At 63.8% G+C, this 14,590-nt stretch carries 15 protein-coding genes; 3 read left to right on the top strand and 12 right to left on the bottom strand.

Annotated features, from left to right (window positions below):
* Positions 1-2: 2 nt before the first annotated feature.
* The gene (locus HAD_RS17705; protein ID WP_051595839.1) at positions 3-560 is read right to left on the bottom strand and encodes an EF-hand domain-containing protein; all 558 of its coding nucleotides are present in this window, start codon (positions 558-560) and stop codon (positions 3-5) included.
* A gap of 193 nt (positions 561-753) precedes the next feature.
* Here HAD_RS17705 and HAD_RS01870 point away from each other — a divergent pair, with 193 nt between their 5' ends.
* The gene (locus HAD_RS01870) at positions 754-3,210 is read left to right on the top strand and encodes a sensor histidine kinase (protein ID WP_035569059.1); all 2,457 of its coding nucleotides are present in this window, start codon (positions 754-756) and stop codon (positions 3,208-3,210) included.
* Positions 3,211-3,230: 20 nt separating this feature from the next.
* Here HAD_RS01870 and HAD_RS01865 read toward each other — a convergent pair whose 3' ends face one another.
* From HAD_RS01865 to HAD_RS01855, 3 genes are all read right to left on the bottom strand, one after another.
* Positions 3,231-3,542, bottom strand: coding sequence for a hypothetical protein (locus HAD_RS01865; RefSeq protein WP_035569056.1), 312 nt, complete (start codon positions 3,540-3,542; stop codon positions 3,231-3,233).
* 63 nt (positions 3,543-3,605) lie between these two features.
* A complete protein-coding gene (locus tag HAD_RS01860; RefSeq protein WP_035569054.1) occupies positions 3,606-4,439 on the bottom strand; it encodes a class I SAM-dependent methyltransferase in 834 nt (277 codons plus the stop codon).
* 34 nt (positions 4,440-4,473) lie between these two features.
* Positions 4,474-5,445, bottom strand: coding sequence for an oxidoreductase (locus HAD_RS01855; RefSeq protein WP_035569053.1), 972 nt, complete (start codon positions 5,443-5,445; stop codon positions 4,474-4,476).
* A 167-nt stretch (positions 5,446-5,612) separates the two neighbouring features.
* Between HAD_RS01855 and HAD_RS01850 the strand changes: the two genes are divergently transcribed.
* Positions 5,613-6,209 (top strand): tetratricopeptide repeat protein, encoded by a 597-nt coding sequence (locus HAD_RS01850; RefSeq protein ID WP_035569051.1) that lies wholly within the window; start codon positions 5,613-5,615, stop codon positions 6,207-6,209.
* 41 nt (positions 6,210-6,250) lie between these two features.
* On the opposite strand, the gene HAD_RS01845 is transcribed toward HAD_RS01850, so the two are convergent.
* Positions 6,251-6,781: a bactofilin family protein gene (locus tag HAD_RS01845; protein WP_035569049.1), complete on the bottom strand. Its 531-nt coding sequence runs from the start codon at positions 6,779-6,781 to the stop codon at positions 6,251-6,253.
* Positions 6,782-6,981: 200 nt separating this feature from the next.
* On the opposite strand from HAD_RS01845, the gene HAD_RS01840 reads away from it, so the two are divergent.
* A complete protein-coding gene (locus HAD_RS01840) occupies positions 6,982-7,653 on the top strand; it encodes a GH25 family lysozyme (RefSeq protein ID WP_035569047.1) in 672 nt (223 codons plus the stop codon).
* On the opposite strand, the gene HAD_RS17700 is transcribed toward HAD_RS01840, so the two are convergent.
* The 7 genes from HAD_RS17700 to miaA form a co-directional block, all read right to left on the bottom strand.
* Positions 7,650-8,528, bottom strand: coding sequence for a Rossmann-fold NAD(P)-binding domain-containing protein (locus HAD_RS17700; RefSeq protein WP_051595838.1), 879 nt, complete (start codon positions 8,526-8,528; stop codon positions 7,650-7,652). The two genes, HAD_RS01840 and HAD_RS17700, sit on opposite strands and share 4 nt — an antisense overlap.
* A 40-nt stretch (positions 8,529-8,568) precedes the next feature.
* Positions 8,569-9,588, bottom strand: coding sequence for a ketol-acid reductoisomerase (gene ilvC / locus HAD_RS01830; protein WP_035569045.1), 1,020 nt, complete (start codon positions 9,586-9,588; stop codon positions 8,569-8,571).
* A gap of 50 nt (positions 9,589-9,638) precedes the next feature.
* Positions 9,639-10,307, bottom strand: coding sequence for a hypothetical protein (locus HAD_RS01825; protein ID WP_035569044.1), 669 nt, complete (start codon positions 10,305-10,307; stop codon positions 9,639-9,641).
* On the bottom strand, positions 10,304-10,873 hold the full coding sequence (gene ilvN / locus HAD_RS01820) for an acetolactate synthase small subunit (RefSeq protein WP_035569043.1): 570 nt from the start codon (positions 10,871-10,873) through the stop codon (positions 10,304-10,306). Before ilvN ends, HAD_RS01825 begins: the two co-directional genes overlap by 4 nt.
* Positions 10,870-11,568: a hypothetical protein gene (locus tag HAD_RS01815; RefSeq protein ID WP_035569042.1), complete on the bottom strand. Its 699-nt coding sequence runs from the start codon at positions 11,566-11,568 to the stop codon at positions 10,870-10,872. The genes ilvN and HAD_RS01815 overlap by 4 nt, the downstream gene beginning before the upstream one ends.
* A gap of 42 nt (positions 11,569-11,610) precedes the next feature.
* On the bottom strand, positions 11,611-13,383 hold the full coding sequence (locus HAD_RS01810) for an acetolactate synthase 3 large subunit (protein WP_035569041.1): 1,773 nt from the start codon (positions 13,381-13,383) through the stop codon (positions 11,611-11,613).
* A gap of 189 nt (positions 13,384-13,572) precedes the next feature.
* Positions 13,573-14,523 (bottom strand): tRNA (adenosine(37)-N6)-dimethylallyltransferase MiaA, encoded by a 951-nt coding sequence (gene miaA, locus HAD_RS01805; protein WP_035569040.1) that lies wholly within the window; start codon positions 14,521-14,523, stop codon positions 13,573-13,575.
* Between the last annotated feature and the right edge of the window lie 67 nt (positions 14,524-14,590).

Below are 14,590 nucleotides of genomic sequence, written 5' to 3'. Positions count from 1 at the left end.
CCTCAGCTGCCGCCGGGAACGCCGCGCGGTGGCCGCTGGCCTTGCGGCGGGGCCGGATTTGAGGCGCGTTCAGGCTTTGGCTTGGGCGCCTTCAGCGAGGCAATGACGATCACATCGCTGGTCTCTTCGACATAATGGTCGGCAAGTTCGGCGATCACGGTCTGGAATTCTTCCGGGCTGACGCGCCGGTCAAGGTTCGGATCGAAGCGGACAGGGTTTGCCAGCGTGTCATCCCGCGTCGGCAGGCTTTCAGCCCAGTTGATCTGTTCGAACGCGGTCAGGTGCCCATCGCCATTGGCGTCGGCCTTCTGGAAGGCTGCAGCTGTTCCGGATTCGAGCTCTGCGCGGGTAATCCGGCCATCGCCATCGGTGTCGAAGCTCAGGAACAGGCCGCCGCCCGCGACCAGCCTGTCGGGCGTTCCCCGTGGCTTGCGGGCCTCGGCTTTGGTAAATCCCTGACCGGGCAGGCGGACGATATCGTCATCGGCTTGCTGGGCGACAGCTGGCAAGGCCGTGGTCATCAGCAGGGCGCCAGCCAGGGCAATCGCGCGTAAGATCATTGGATTTACTCCACCTACAGGGGGCCAGACTAAGCGAGTGTTGTGTTTATGCAACAGATGGTTTCAGTTATATTGCGCCGGAATAGACCCGGCATTAGCACTCCGTTAACGCGCCCTTAACGCTAGAGGGGCAATTCGTTAACCGTTTCCTCGGTCGTTCTCGCGGCCGATTCGGGCTTTTGGATGACGCGGCATGGCACTTACAGCGGAACAGGTTCCGATCATTATGGCCGCCGGTGCGGCAGCACTCGGCCTCGCAGCGCTCCTCTGGGCCCTTCGGGTGTCAGACGGCGCGCGCGGTGCGGCCCGCAAGTATCGGGACCGTTCGGCAGACCTTGAAACCACGCTCGCAGCTCACCGGTCGATCCTCGGCGCCCATCCAGGGGTCATCCTCGTCTGGCAGGGCGAAGCGCTCGAAGCCGAGGGTGACGATATCATCCCGCCCGAAATGTACGGGTCGCCGGTCGCCCTGGCGGGCCTGCTGAGCTTTACCGATGACGCGATCTCGCCGGATCCGGCCGTTCGTATCATCGAAGGCCTTGCCGATCTTGAAGCCCGCGACAGCGCGGGACAGGACACGACCCTCCGCATCCGCCTGCGCGAGCTGCGCGAGTCCGGACAGGCTTTCTCGCTGACGATTATTGGTCCGTCCGGCCGCTTCCTCGAAGCCGATGGCCGCACGGCCGGCGCCCGGGCCGTGGTCTGGGTCAGCGACGCGACGATCAAGGGGCTTGAGGAAAGCTCGGCCCGCGGCAAGCTGGAAGAAGCCCGCCAGGTCATCGCGCGCGACCCGACAGCCTTCCTCGACATGCTGGGCAAGGCGCCGTTCCCGGCCTGGCGCATGTCGGGCATGGGCAAGCTGCAATGGGTCAACCCGGCCTATATCGACGCCGTCGACGGAACCAATCTGGACCGCGTGCTCGACCGTCAGCTGATGCTGGACCAGGCCACCGCCGATCAGGCCCGCAAGACGATCAGCGAAGGCATCGACATCGACGAAACCCGCCACATCACGATCAATGGCGCACGCCGGGCGATGCGCATCCTGACTTTCCCGCTGTCCGGCGGGGCAGGGGCGATGGCGCTCGATGTCACCGCGCAGGAAGATGCGCGCGAGGAGCTGAACCGCCACGTCCGCGCCCATGACGAGACGTTGAACCATGTGGCCGATGCGGTCGCGATCTTCGGGGCCGACCGGAAGCTGACCTTCTACAACAAGGCCTTCCGCGACATGTGGGATCTCGATGAGAGCTTCCTGCTGGACCGGCCCAGCCATGGCCAGTTGCTGGACCGGCTGCGCGAGCGCCGCAAACTGCCGGCCCGGGCGAACTATGCCGAATGGCGGGCAGAGGAGCTGTCCTATTATCTCGATATCGACGGGGTGAAGGAAGACACCTGGTCGCTTCCGGACGAACGCACGCTTTCCGTCACCCGCCAGCGCCACCCGATGGGCGGCCTGCTCCTTCTGTTCAAGGACATTACCGGCGAGCTGGAATTGCAGACGCAGTTCAATGCCATCGTGAAGACGCAGAGCTCGACGCTCGACAATCTCCACGAGGCTGTCGCGGTGTTCGGTGCTGACGGGCGCATGAAACTGCACAATTATGCATTTGAGCGCCTGTGGAGCCTCAGCGAGGACATGCTGAAAGACCATCCGGACTATGACGATGTGGTGGAGGAGTGCATTCCGCTGTTCCATGACACGGAAATCTGGGCGGCCATGAAAAGCCACATCACCGACCCGTCCGCCAAGGCCCGGCAGTCGACCACGGGCGAAATGCGCCGGTCCGACGGCTCTATCCTGACCTATCTTACCCACCCGCTTCCGGACGGAAACACGCTGATCGCCTTTGCCGATGTGACCGCCACCCGGCGCGTTGAGTCGGCCCTGCGCGAGCGGGCTGAAGCCTTTGAGGCCGCCGACCGGCTGAAGACGGAATTCGTGCGCAATGTCTCCTACCAGTTGCGCTCGCCGCTGACGGTCATCTTCGGATATGCCGAGCTGCTGGAAACACAGCGCAATGGGGATTTGACAGAGCGCCAGAAGGATTATGTCAGCGCGATCCTGTCAGCCTCCGACCATCTGTCGAAGCTGATCGAGAACATTCTCGACCTCGCCATGATCGAGGCGGGCCGTATGGATCTCGACCTTGAAGATGTCGACCTCGGCAGCGTGATCGAGGAAAGCATCGAGATGGTTGTCTCGAAAGCCGAGGATACGCAGATCGCTGTCCGCTCCGACATCACAGGCGATCTGGGCATGATACGCGCCGATGAGCGCCGTATCCGCCAGATCCTGTTCAACCTGATCTCGAATTCCCTGCGCTTCACCGAATCCGGGGGCGAGATCGTTATCTCGGCCCAGCGCATGGGCGACATGGTGACCTTCTCCGTCCGCGACAATGGCCGTGGCCTGGAGGCCGACAAGCGCGCGACGAGTTTTGACAGCTTTGTCTCTGGCGACCAGCGCGGCGCAGGACTTGGCCTCGCCCTGGTGAAGCATTTCGTCGACCTGCACGGCGGCACGGTCGGCATGAAGCCGGTCGAGGGCGGTGGACTGGAAGTCACGTGCTGGCTGCCGGCACAGGCCATGCGTGCCGTCAGTGCACAGCGCGAGCTGCTGCTTTCGGAGAATGTTGTTCCGTCCTGAAACAGAACGGCAGGAACAGCCTAGCGGGCTTCGCCGGCGATCTCGCCTGCACGATCCGGATCCTGACCGCGCGTTTCCGCCACTGTCCGGGCCGGGACATCCGGCGCCGCATCATAGCGCAGGATGGCCGGTTTCGAGACCAGCAGGTCCGAGCCGTCCTTTTCCGTGACAACCACTGTTTCCATGACCGCCGGGGCTTCTTCGCCGGTTCCGGCTTTCGGCAGGAAGTCAGCTTCAAGACGGCCGCGCAGCTGGGTGCCTTCCGCGGCAAGAACGGGCAGGGCAACGCTGGCAGCTGCGAGCGTAACGGCGAAATAGCGAATGGCAGACATGGAACAACTCCCGGGCAAGACTGAAACTCGCCCGGAGAGATGCATGTTCCGTGCCAAAAACGCCTATTTGGCGAATTTCAGGAGGAAGCGATCGGTCTTGCGCCGGACGGTCGGATCGAAGACCTGCACGGTTCCGTCATCGTCCGGATTAGCCAGCAGGTCGCTTTCGTCGGTCAGTGACAGGCCATGATCCTCGGCCAGCGCGATGATGACAGCCTTGTCGATTCGGTGGGTTTCACCGCCTGTTGTCGGAGGTGACCCGGCCGGCGCCATATGATCCAGAACGACGAGATGGCCGCCCGGTTTCAGCACACGGGCAATCTCATCGAACGTCATGTCGGGGTCGCCGAGCACGCCTTCCGGCTCGCCTTTGGGCGTGTACCAGAGCTCATGCGGGCCCAGGAACCAGGTGACGATATCGGCGTCGGCGTCCGGGACATTCGAGAGATTGTCGAAGGCGCTTTCCACGATCTGTACATTCAGCAGCCGCCCATCGACCCGTTTCGAAACGGAATCGCCAAGGAAGGCTTTGAACGAGGGCGGGTTCTGCATGTAGACCTTGCCGTCCGGTCCTGCGACCCGGGAGAACAGCTCTGTATAGAAGCCATCGCCAGCTTCCATTTCCACGACGGTCATGCCGGGCATGATGCCGGAAAAGGCGAGCACTTCAGCCGATTTCCGAACCGGATACATTTCATAGTCCTGTTCAGGCCGGTCGTCCTGTCCGAACACGCTTTCATAGTCGAATTCACCCGGCGCAACCTTGGCCTGCGGGGCCTCATCGGCTTCGGGCGCAACCGGAGACGCCATGGGCGCTTCCGGTGCGGGATCTGCTGCGGGTGTGGCGCACGCGGCCAGCAGCGTGCCGGCCAGGCTGAGTGCTGCGATATGCTTCATTCTCTTGTCCTCCTCAAGGTCGTCCGTATTCGGATCAGGCTTCCGCCAGCATTTTCTCGCTCATGGTCCAAAGGCGCTCTGCGCGGTCGTCGTCGCAGGCCCAGGCGCGGACATGTTCCCAGCGCTGGCTGTCTTCGGTCGCGAACTGGGCAATATCGCAATTCTCGCAATAGACGCCGCCCCGGCCTTCCAGCTGGGGCGAGGTCGCCGCCCAGACGGTGGTTGAGGCGCCTTGTTCGGGTGTTTTGAACATGGCCTGCACCTGGGGTGGAATGGAGCCGTCAGGCGCCTTCCAGCCGAGCGCGACCATTTCCTCTTCGGGCAGGTGGCGCTGCAGCGGCGTGAAGATGCCGCCCGGATGGACAGAGAAGGCGCGGATGCCGATGTCCCGTCCGCGCCGGTCCACGCCGAGCGCGAACAGCGCGTCGGCAGTCTTGGCCTGTCCGTAGGCTTCCCATTTGTCATAGGGACGTTCGTTGTAGTTCGGGTCGTCCCAGATCACGTCAGAGCGGATGTGCCCGGTCGAGGACAGTGCGACCATGCGGGCATTTTGCGTGCGCTGCATGGCCGGGGCGAGGGCGAGGCTCATCGCCATATGGCCCAGATGGTTGATCCCGAACTGGCTTTCCCAGCCGGGGCCGACCCGGGACAGCGGGCAGGCCATGATGCCGGCATTGTTGATAAGGATGTCGAGGCCCCGTCCGGTCTCGTCATATTCCCGGGTGAATTTTTCGACGCTGGCGAGGTCAGCCAGGTCCATTGCGGCGATCTCGATGTCGCCGGCCACGTCGGCCAGCGCGGCTTCAGCGGTATCGAGCCGGCGGGCCGGGACGGTGACACGGGCCCCGGCCGATGCCAGCGCCCGCACGGTTTCCAGTCCGATGCCGGAATATCCGCCGGTGACGACCGCGTTCTTGCCGGACAGGTCGATCCCTTCGATCACCTCGGCTGCTGTGGACTTGTTATGGAATCCCGATCCGATCGGGGTCTGGTCTTCTGCAGCCATCCGGATATCTCCCTGTCTCCGATCTCGCTTTGAGCGGCGGATACTGCCCCGCGGCCGGGGAGGGGACAAGTGCGGGTTAAGAAAGCTTAAGCTGGCAATGCCTTGGTGACGCCCCCGCCCGGTCCCTATATCAGAGACGGAACAAAGACTTAGGAAGGGTAGACCCCATGATACGCTCCCCTCTGATTGCCACGGCGCTGGCCTGTTGCGCCATCGCCTTGCCGGCTTTGGCCCAGTCTGGCCGGGTCGAGAGATCCCAGGCCGAGATCGCCCTGGAAAACGCCAAGGAGACGTTCGCTGAACAACGCGCCGCCCGGCAGGAAGCCAATTCCGCCTGCGCCGCCCGGGATTATGATGCCTGCGTCACGGCGGGCGATTCCTATCGCAAAGGCACGGGCGGTGTGCAGGACTATGGGCTGGCCATCAAATCCTATGACCGGGCCTGCAAGGGCGACAATGGCAAGGGCTGCGCCTCGCTGGCCTATCTGACCCTTCTGGGCCGCGGCATGGAGGCGGATCCGGCCAAGGCCCGGCGCCTGTACAAACAGTCCTGTGACCTCGATGAGGTCAGCGGCTGCGCCGGGTATGGCAACATGCTGTTCTCCGGCACGGGCGGGCGCAAGAACGTCCCCGAGGGGACACGCATCCTGCAGCAATCCTGCGATCGCGATTACCAATGGGCGTGTGAGCGGCTCGACGAGCTGGGCGCCTACGACCCGGATTCGGTCGCATTCGAGCGTCTGAAAGACATTCGCGGCAACTGATCGGCTGCCGGTCGACTGCCAGTCTACTGCAAGCCTGCCGTCTAGCCGCGGCCCGTTGCCGGTCCGGATGACAGGAAGGAGACCGGCGGCGACATTGGCGTTGCAGGCCGTGTCTCTGTCACGGGCGGCTCCACGGGGGCTGGCGCCGGGGAGGCCGCGGCAACCGGCTCCTCTGAGGCCGGAACGGGTGTTTGCTCCGGTTCGGGTGGTCCCAGATGGTCTGGCAGGTCTGCAGCGATCAGCAAATTGGCCGTCAGCATGGCGCCTTCATCGACGCGAACAGACCGCGCCGCGACATCGCCGCCAACTTTCGCGCCTGACCAGATCTCGATCGATTGGGTGGCCAGGACGGTGCCTTCCAGCTCCCCATGCACGATGATGACCGGCGCTTCGACCCGGCCTTCGACCCGTCCGCCGCGTTCGATGACCAGCATGCTTTCGCAGCGGATATTGCCTTTGATCAGGCCTGCGACGACGAGCTGGGACGTGAAACGAAGGTCGCCATCAAGGCGCGTGTCCTTCAGGATCAGGTTTACGGCGTCGCCGCCGCGTATTTTATCTGCAGGTGCCATAGACGTCAGAGCCCTTATCTTGCATCTGGACGCGGCTATGCAGGGATTGTGCCCAAGGCGTGGACTCTGTTGATTCCATAAGGAATCTGGTGTCCGTGAAGGTCAGGATGGGGCAATTGCCGTGATATGGCCCGGACTTGACCCCGATTAGACCCGGGGCAGGCCACAGGGCTGCCGTGGCGGGGGATTTGGATCGGCACATGCGCATAACCTGCCTGATTGGATCTCTTTTTCTGGTGCTGACGGCCTGTTCGCAGCCCGCCGGGACGGCGGCAGATTCCGCGCCAGCGGGCGCTTTCGCGCCCGGCAATGAAGGCATCGACCTTTCCCACCACAATGGCCGGGTAAACTGGGAGGCGCTCGGCAGTGCCCCGATCGACTTCGTTTACCTGAAGGCCACCGAAGGCCGGGACTGGAAGGACACCCGTTTCCAGGAGAACTGGCGCGAGGCGAGCCAGCGCGGCTGGCATGTCGGCGCCTATCATTTTTACCTGCTTTGCAAGAACGGAGCGGCGCAGGCCGAGAATTTCATCCAGTCGGTCGAGGTGCGCGATGGCACGCTGCCTCCGGCGGTGGATCTCGAATATGCCCACAATTGCACGCCCGACGGCCCGAAGGCGGCGGTATTGGCGGAGATAGACGATTTCCTGACTGCACTGGAGGCGGAATACGGCGCCCCGCCCGTGCTCTACACGACGCCGGAATTCCATCGCGACTGGCTGGCGGACCGCTTCCCCCGCAATCCGGTCTGGATGCGCCGCCTGTCCGGCCCGCCGGAGGGAGGCGTGCTGATCTGGCAATATTCGATGAAGGGCCGGGTGCCGGGCGTCGACGGGTTCGTAGACCTCAATCGCATTCCGGACGAACGCTAGAGTTCGAGCAAGCGGGCGAGGCGGGTGAGGCCATCTTCCGGTGTGATCCGGGGCCGCAGGTGGGCGGGAATCTCGGCCGGGTCGATGGCGGCCTTGTCGAGGTTTACGCGGGCAAGCTGCGCCGGGCTCAGCGGCAGTTTCAGGCCGAGCGCGGACACCAGCGAAACAAGCGCCCGCACCGGGCCGAGCGGGATGGGAATGTCGATGCTGTTGTGCCCTGAAGCGCGCCGGGCCGTGGCGATCAGGTCCCGGTGCGAAAGCGTTTGCGGGCCGCCCACGGCGAGGATGCCGGTTGCATCCCAGTCGTTCGAGACGAGGGCGGCTGCCAGCCGCGCCAGATCCTCGACATGGATCGGTTGCTGGCTGGCCCGGCCAGACCCAAGGCGCGGAAACACGGGCAGTTTTGCGAGCAACCGCAACAGCTTCGACAGGTTCCCGTCACCCGGATAGCCATAGATCATGGTCGGACGCAGGATCGCCCAGCCGGGCGCGCTGTCCAGCACGTCTTTTTCCGCCGCGCGCAGCCGGTCATAGACCGGGTCGGCTCCGACAATGGCGACATTGTTCGACGAGAAGACCACGCCGCGCGACACGCCGCCTTCAGAGAAGACATGCGCTGCCGGGCCGGAAATCGACAGGATCGGCGTCAGCACCACACCCGAAACCTCGGGCGCGAGGGCACGGACGGCGGGAAGGTCTGTCAGGTCGAGGGGGGCGATCTCAATCCCGGCGTCGCGCAGATGCGCGTCGAGTTCCGGATTGGGATGGCGCCGCGTCGCAACGACCTTCCGCCCGCGGGCGGCAAGGTCCAGAGCGATCAGCGCCCCCAGGGGACGGTTCGCTCCGGCGACGAGAAAGGGGCCAGTCGAGGTCACGCCTCCGCTCTAACAGCGTTCGAGCGGAGGCGCGAGAGCGTTAGTTCCGGGACTTGTCGACCAGACGGTCGTTCTGGGCCCAGTGCATCATGCCGCGAAGCTTTTCGCCGACTTCCTCGATCGGATGGCTGTTCATGCGCTGGCGCATGGCGTTGAAGCCCGGCGCGCCGGCCTGGTTTTCCAGCACCCAGTTGCGGGCGAAGGTGCCGTTCTGGATGTCTTCCAGGACCTTCTTCATGTTCGCCTTGGCCTCGGAATCCACGATGCGCGGACCGGAGACGTATTCGCCATACTCGGCCGTGTTCGAGATCGAGTAGTTCATGTTGGCGATGCCGCCTTCATAGATCAGGTCGACGATCAGCTTGGTCTCGTGCAGGCACTCGAAATAGGCCATTTCCGGCGCGTAGCCAGCTTCGACCAGCGTTTCGTAACCAGCCTTGATCAGCTCCACGATCCCGCCGCACAGCACGGCCTGTTCGCCGAAGAGGTCGGTTTCGGTTTCTTCGCGGAACGAGGTTTCGATGACACCGGCGCGGGTGTTGCCGATGGCCTTGGAGTAGGAGAGGGCGACGTCTTTTGCGGTGCCGCTCGCATCCTGGTGGATGGCGACGAGGCCCGGCAGGCCGAAGCCCATCTGATACTGCGCGCGCAGCGTGTGGCCGGGGCCTTTCGGGGCCGACAGCGATACGTCGACATCGGCGCGCGGGCGGATCAGGTTGTAGTGCACGTTGAAGCCGTGACCGAACATGATGTGCTGGCCGGCACGCAGGTGCGGCTCGATCTCGTTGGCGTAAAGCACAGCCTGCTTTTCGTCCGGCACGAGGATCATGACCACGTCAGCCCATTGGGTGGCTTCAGCCGGGGTAACGACTTCAAGGCCTTCGGCCTCTGCCTTCTTGCGGCTGGCCGACCCTTCCTGAAGGGCGACCTTGACCTGCTTCACACCGCTGTCGCGCATGTTCAGCACGTGGGCATGGCCCTGGCTGCCATAGCCGACAACGGCCACTTTCTTGCTCTGGATCAGTGCGAGATCCGCGTCCTGCTCGTAATAAACTTTCATGGGCTTCCGTTCGGCTCCGTCGGGGGTTGTTCTGGATAGGGTTTAGGCGGTCAGGGGGCTTTGCAGTCCCAGCCGCTGCTGACATTGGCGACGCCAATGATCAATTCGTTGAGTTTCGCCACATCGTCCGTCTGTCGGATATGGCGGGAGAAGTCGCGTTCACCGCTGGCGGTCTGCACGCGGCTGACCACGTCATGGGAATCGAGCATCAGGACCGACCGGTGCGATCCGTCCGGATTGACGACAACTTCCATTCGCTCGGCATAGCCGGGCAGGTCCGGGGAGGCCGCCTTGAGGAGGCCGAGGGAGACCTCTGCTGCGGCCTCGTCCGGCATCAGCGTGTGCAGGTGGCAGACCGGCACACTGCCGGGCTGGTCCATGTCTGCCGGGACAGAGCGGGCATCGAGGATCATCGCGCCCTGAACGTCGCTGACGGCGTAGACATAGACAGCGCCGCTGGGTGACACCGCGAGGTCGACCACGCTGACGAGCGGATTGATCGCCGATCCGAAAATCGTGTTCGCCCGGCCTTCATAGATGGCGGCGCGGTCGACATCGCAGGCCAGCTGCGCCTCGCCCGCATCGCTGGCCGTGGCCAGGGCGACGCCGGCAATGCGCGGCTCACAGCTTTCCGGCATCGGTATTTCGGCGAACGCGGGCGCGGCGAAACAGGTGGCCAGAAGGGCCGATATCAGGGGGAGGGGGAAGAGACGTCTCATCCCTTCTCCTTACCACGCTTTATGGAGAGCACGCCTGTCCGGCTCACCTCGACGAGGCCCAGCGGCGTCATCAGGTCCACGAACTGACTGATCTTGTCGGAGGCGCCGGTGATCTCGAAAATGAAGCTCTCATTTGTCGTGTCGATCACGTTTGCCCGGAAAATCTGCGCAATCCGGAGGGCTTCGACCCGTTTTTCGCCGGTGCCGGCCACTTTCAGGAGCGCCAGTTCGCGTTCGATGCCGCGCTTCGACTTGGTGATGTCCACGACTTCGCCGACCGGGACGAGACGCATCAGCTGCGCTTCGATCTGCTCCAGGATGTGCGGGGTGCCCTGGGTCACGATGGTGATCCGGGACTTGTGGCTGGACGCGTCGACCTCTGCCACGGTCAGGCTGTCGATATTGTAGCCGCGGCCGGAGAACAGGCCGACGACCCGGGCGAGAACGCCCGGTTCATTGTCGACCAGCACGGCCAGCGTGCGGCGTTCGACGGCTTCATCCTCATGATTGAGGAAATAGGCGGACTTTGGCCCGTTCGGTGTGGGCGTTCCGGATCCGTCGCTCATTGTACAGTCTCCGGCTGTTCTGGTTGGCGGGTTGGGTTGTCGATGGCGACCCCGGGGCGCCGAGTCAAGAGTTGCTGCCTGAGGGAGTCAGCGCGTTCGATGGCCTGCTGCTGGTGGGTGCGGGTCTGTCCATCGTAGCGTCCGACGACCTGGTTCAGCCGGCGGGGGTCGAGGTGGGCCTGCAGTTCCGAAACAACGAGCCGGCGGCAGTCGTCGATAAAGGCGCCGCTGTTGTCGCCCGTCGGTCCGCCCTCCCGGGTGAGGGCCGCCGTTTCGCAATGAACCCAGACCATCGCGTCGAGGATGGGCGGACGCGAGCCACGATAGGCGCCGTCCTTTTCCGTCCCCTTTTTATGCTCATCCAGATTGGGAAAGAACATGCGTCCCCGGTCGATCAGGCCGGTCAGGTTGACCAGCGTTGCGGCCTTGGCCGTCTGGAAGGAGCCTTCATTGCCATGAAAATGACGGGTGCGCGCCAGCATGGCGGCCCGGGCCAGCGTGTCGATGGCGGCATTGCCCCAGTCGAGGCTGGAACTGTCGATCGTCTGGCGAAGCTGCTCGGTGCGCAGCTGGCGCTGCTTGCGGGTCTCGGCACGGCTGGCGAGGGCACCGATCACGGCGGCAATGGCCGACACCACCGTGACGACGGTCCCGACATTGTCGGTCAGCATCTGCCAGATGTTGTCTGTGGCCATCACAATCCCCTGCAGCGGTGCCGGTTCCCGGTCTGTCAGAAGTCAGACCAGCTTGCGCCCGGTCTCACTGATCTCGTTACCAGTTATCTGCCCGAGGATCATCTCGTTATGTGCAGAGCCCGACGGGATCATGGGCAGGCAGTTGCCGTCCTTTTCGATCATGCAGTCGAACAGGACCGGGCCCGGATGCTCGATCATTTCAAGGATCTTGTCGTCCAGCTGGGCCGGATCCTCGCACCGGATGCCGTGGGCGCCCATGGCTTCGGCCAGTTTCACGAAGTCCGGCAGGCTTTCCGAATAGGAGTGCGAATAGCGCTCCCCGTGCAGCAATTCCTGCCACTGGCGCACCATGCCCATCCATTCATTGTTGAGGATGAACACCTTCACCGGCAGGCAGAACTGCACCGCTGTGGACAATTCCTGCATCATCATCTGGATCGAGGCTTCGCCCGCAATGTCGATGACCAGCGCGTCCGGATGGGCGCACTGCACGCCGACGGCGGCGGGCAGGCCATAGCCCATCGTGCCGAGGCCGCCGGAGGTCATCCAGTGGTTCGGCTCGTCGAAATGGAAGAACTGGGCGGCCCACATCTGGTGCTGGCCAACCTCGGTCGTGATGAAGGTCTCGCGCTCGCGGGTGAGGGCATAGAGGCGCTCGATCGCGTATTGCGGCTTGATGATCTTGTCCGACGGCTCATAGGCAAAGCAGTCACGGGCGCGCCAGGCGTCGATCTCGGCCTTCCAGGGCTTGAGGTCGGGCCGTTTGCCCTTGCGGTGTTTCACCGCCGTGAGCAGCGCTTCGAGCGCCGCGCCGCAATCGGCCACGATCGGCACGTCGACCCGGACGATCTTGTTGATCGAGGAGGGGTCGATGTCGATGTGGACCTTCTTGGAATTCGGCGAGAAGGCGTCGATCCGGCCGGTCACACGGTCGTCGAACCGGGCGCCGACGCAGATCATCAGGTCGCAGTCATGCATCGCATGGTTGGATTCGTAGCTGCCATGCATGCCCACCATGCCCAGCCAGTCCTTGTGGGAGGCCGGGAAGGCCCCGAGGCCCATCAGCGTGGAGGTGACCGGAATGCCCGTCTCGGCCTGCAGCTTGCGCAGGGCTTCGCAGGCTTTCGGCCCGGAATTGATCACGCCGCCGCCTGTGTAGAAAACAGGCCGGCGAGCCATGGAGATCAGTTCGGCAACGGCCTCGATGGCCTCCGGAATCGGCTCGGTCCTGGGGGAGTAGGTCGGCTTGTGGACGCCTTCCTTGCCGGAATAGGTGCCGGTCGCGAACTGCACGTCCTTCGGAATGTCGATGACGACAGGCCCGGGACGGCCGGAGGTCGCGATATGGAACGCCTCATGGATCGTGCGGGCCAGCTGGTCGACGTCGGTGACGAGGTAATTGTGCTTGGCGCAGCTGCGCGTGATGCCCGTTGTGTCGGCCTCCTGGAACGCATCGGTGCCGATCAGGTGCGTCGGCACCTGGCCGGAGATGACGACCAGCGGGACCGAATCCATCATCGCATCCGTGATCGGGGTGACCATGTTGGTCGCGCCGGGGCCGGAGGTGACGAGCGCGACACCGCATTTGCCCGTGGAGCGAGCATAGCCTTCGGCGGCGTGGCCGGCGCCCTGTTCATGGCGCACCAGGATGTGGCGGATGTCGTCGGCTGCGAACAGCGCGTCATAGATCGGCAGGACGGCGCCGCCCGGATACCCAAACATGACCTCTACGCCCTGTTCCCGTAGGGCCGTGATTACGATCTCGGCGCCGGTCATCAGGCGGGTTTCGGTCTTCTGCTTGGTTTTGACGGTCATGACTTTGCTCTGGCGTCTGGGGTTAGAAAGGAGGGTGATTGTCCGGAATGTTTTCTGAAAAGAAAAAGGGCCCCCTTCGGAGACCCTTTTGTGCGCACACCCGCAACCGGTTCTGATGAACGGCGGCTACGGGTGCCTAATTACGAGTACCTCTGACATGCGCACGTGCGTTTCCTCCAACGTCGGGGGCTAGGAATAATCTGCCTCCATCTCCCTGTCAATCTCCCTATAGAGGGCAAGAATCACCCGCATGCGGTCGTTCAGCTCCGTGCCGGGGATTCTGGGCCAGAACGGGAATTGCCTGCCAATCCACGTGAATTGCCTCTTTGCATAGCGCCGCGTGTCGCGCTTGGCGTTCTCGGCGGCGAATTCGGCGCTGATCTCGCCGCGGGCAAACGCGGCCAGCCACGGCATGCCATGGGCCTTCATGGCCGGCAGTTCGGGGTCGAGCCCCCGTTCGATCAGCGCGCGGGCCTCGGCCATGGCACCCTGCATCAGCATGCCTTCGAAGCGCCGGTCGATCTTGGAATAGAGCTTGGCGCGCGGCGGGGTGAGGGCAAATCCCATCCATTCCCGGTCCAGCAGGACCGGGGGCTGGCGCTCATTGTGGAAGTCGGTGATCGGCCGCCCGGTGGCGAGCCAGATTTCATAGGCCCGGGCCAGGCGCTGCTTGTCGCCCGAGCCCAGCCGTTCGGCGGTTTCCGGATCGTGTGGGGCCAGGCGCGCGCGCAGGCCGTCGGCGCCCTCGGCTTCGGCGATGTCACGGACTTGGGCGCGGACATCCTCGGGGACGGGCGGAATGGCCGACAGGCCCTGCGTCAGCGCCAGAAGGTAAAGCCCCGTGCCGCCAACAATGACGGCGCGCTTGTTCTTCTTCTGGAGCACGCGGATCTTGGCCCGCGCCTCTTCCAGCCACTGGCCGGTGGAATAGCGCTCGGCCGCGTTGACGTGTCCGAACAGGTGATGCGGCACGCCGCGCATTTCGTCCTCGTCCGGGCGGGCCGAGATGACTTTCAGGTCTCTGTAAACCTGCATGGAATCGGCATTGATCACCTCTCCGTCGAGCCGCCGGGCGACTTCGATGGCGAGGGCGGTCTTGCCGCTGGCCGTGGGGCCATGGATCAGGATAGCCGGATGCATTCCAATAGAGGTAAGGGGTTGTCATCCAGTAGGAAACCCATGAAGACGCGGGAAAACCCGGGAAGAC

It is taken from the genome of Hyphomonas adhaerens MHS-3 (genome assembly GCF_000685235.1).
In the GTDB taxonomy this organism is placed as follows: Bacteria; Pseudomonadota; Alphaproteobacteria; order Caulobacterales; family Hyphomonadaceae; genus Hyphomonas; species Hyphomonas adhaerens.
Note: the sequence above shows the minus strand (reverse complement) of the source record. Positions and strands in the feature narration are given on the sequence as shown.

Bases quoted from the DNA above. Each gene is read 5' to 3' on its own strand.
- HAD_RS01845 (WP_035569049.1), bottom strand. From the start codon at position 6,781: ATGGCACCTGCAGATAAAATACGCGGCGGCGACGCCGTAAACCTGATC.
- HAD_RS01855 (WP_035569053.1), bottom strand. From the start codon at position 5,445: ATGGCTGCAGAAGACCAGACCCCGATCGGATCGGGATTCCATAACAAG.
- HAD_RS01840 (WP_035569047.1), top strand. From the start codon at position 6,982: ATGCGCATAACCTGCCTGATTGGATCTCTTTTTCTGGTGCTGACGGCC.
- ilvN (WP_035569043.1), bottom strand. From the start codon at position 10,873: ATGAGCGACGGATCCGGAACGCCCACACCGAACGGGCCAAAGTCCGCC.
- miaA (WP_035569040.1), bottom strand. From the start codon at position 14,523: ATGCATCCGGCTATCCTGATCCATGGCCCCACGGCCAGCGGCAAGACC.
- HAD_RS17705 (WP_051595839.1), bottom strand. From the start codon at position 560: ATGATCTTACGCGCGATTGCCCTGGCTGGCGCCCTGCTGATGACCACG.
- HAD_RS01825 (WP_035569044.1), bottom strand. From the start codon at position 10,307: ATGAGACGTCTCTTCCCCCTCCCCCTGATATCGGCCCTTCTGGCCACC.
- HAD_RS01860 (WP_035569054.1), bottom strand. From the start codon at position 4,439: ATGAAGCATATCGCAGCACTCAGCCTGGCCGGCACGCTGCTGGCCGCG.
- HAD_RS01815 (WP_035569042.1), bottom strand. From the start codon at position 11,568: ATGGCCACAGACAACATCTGGCAGATGCTGACCGACAATGTCGGGACC.
- ilvC (WP_035569045.1), bottom strand. From the start codon at position 9,588: ATGAAAGTTTATTACGAGCAGGACGCGGATCTCGCACTGATCCAGAGC.
- HAD_RS01870 (WP_035569059.1), top strand. From the start codon at position 754: ATGGCACTTACAGCGGAACAGGTTCCGATCATTATGGCCGCCGGTGCG.
- HAD_RS01850 (WP_035569051.1), top strand. From the start codon at position 5,613: ATGATACGCTCCCCTCTGATTGCCACGGCGCTGGCCTGTTGCGCCATC.
- HAD_RS01810 (WP_035569041.1), bottom strand. From the start codon at position 13,383: ATGACCGTCAAAACCAAGCAGAAGACCGAAACCCGCCTGATGACCGGC.
- HAD_RS01865 (WP_035569056.1), bottom strand. From the start codon at position 3,542: ATGTCTGCCATTCGCTATTTCGCCGTTACGCTCGCAGCTGCCAGCGTT.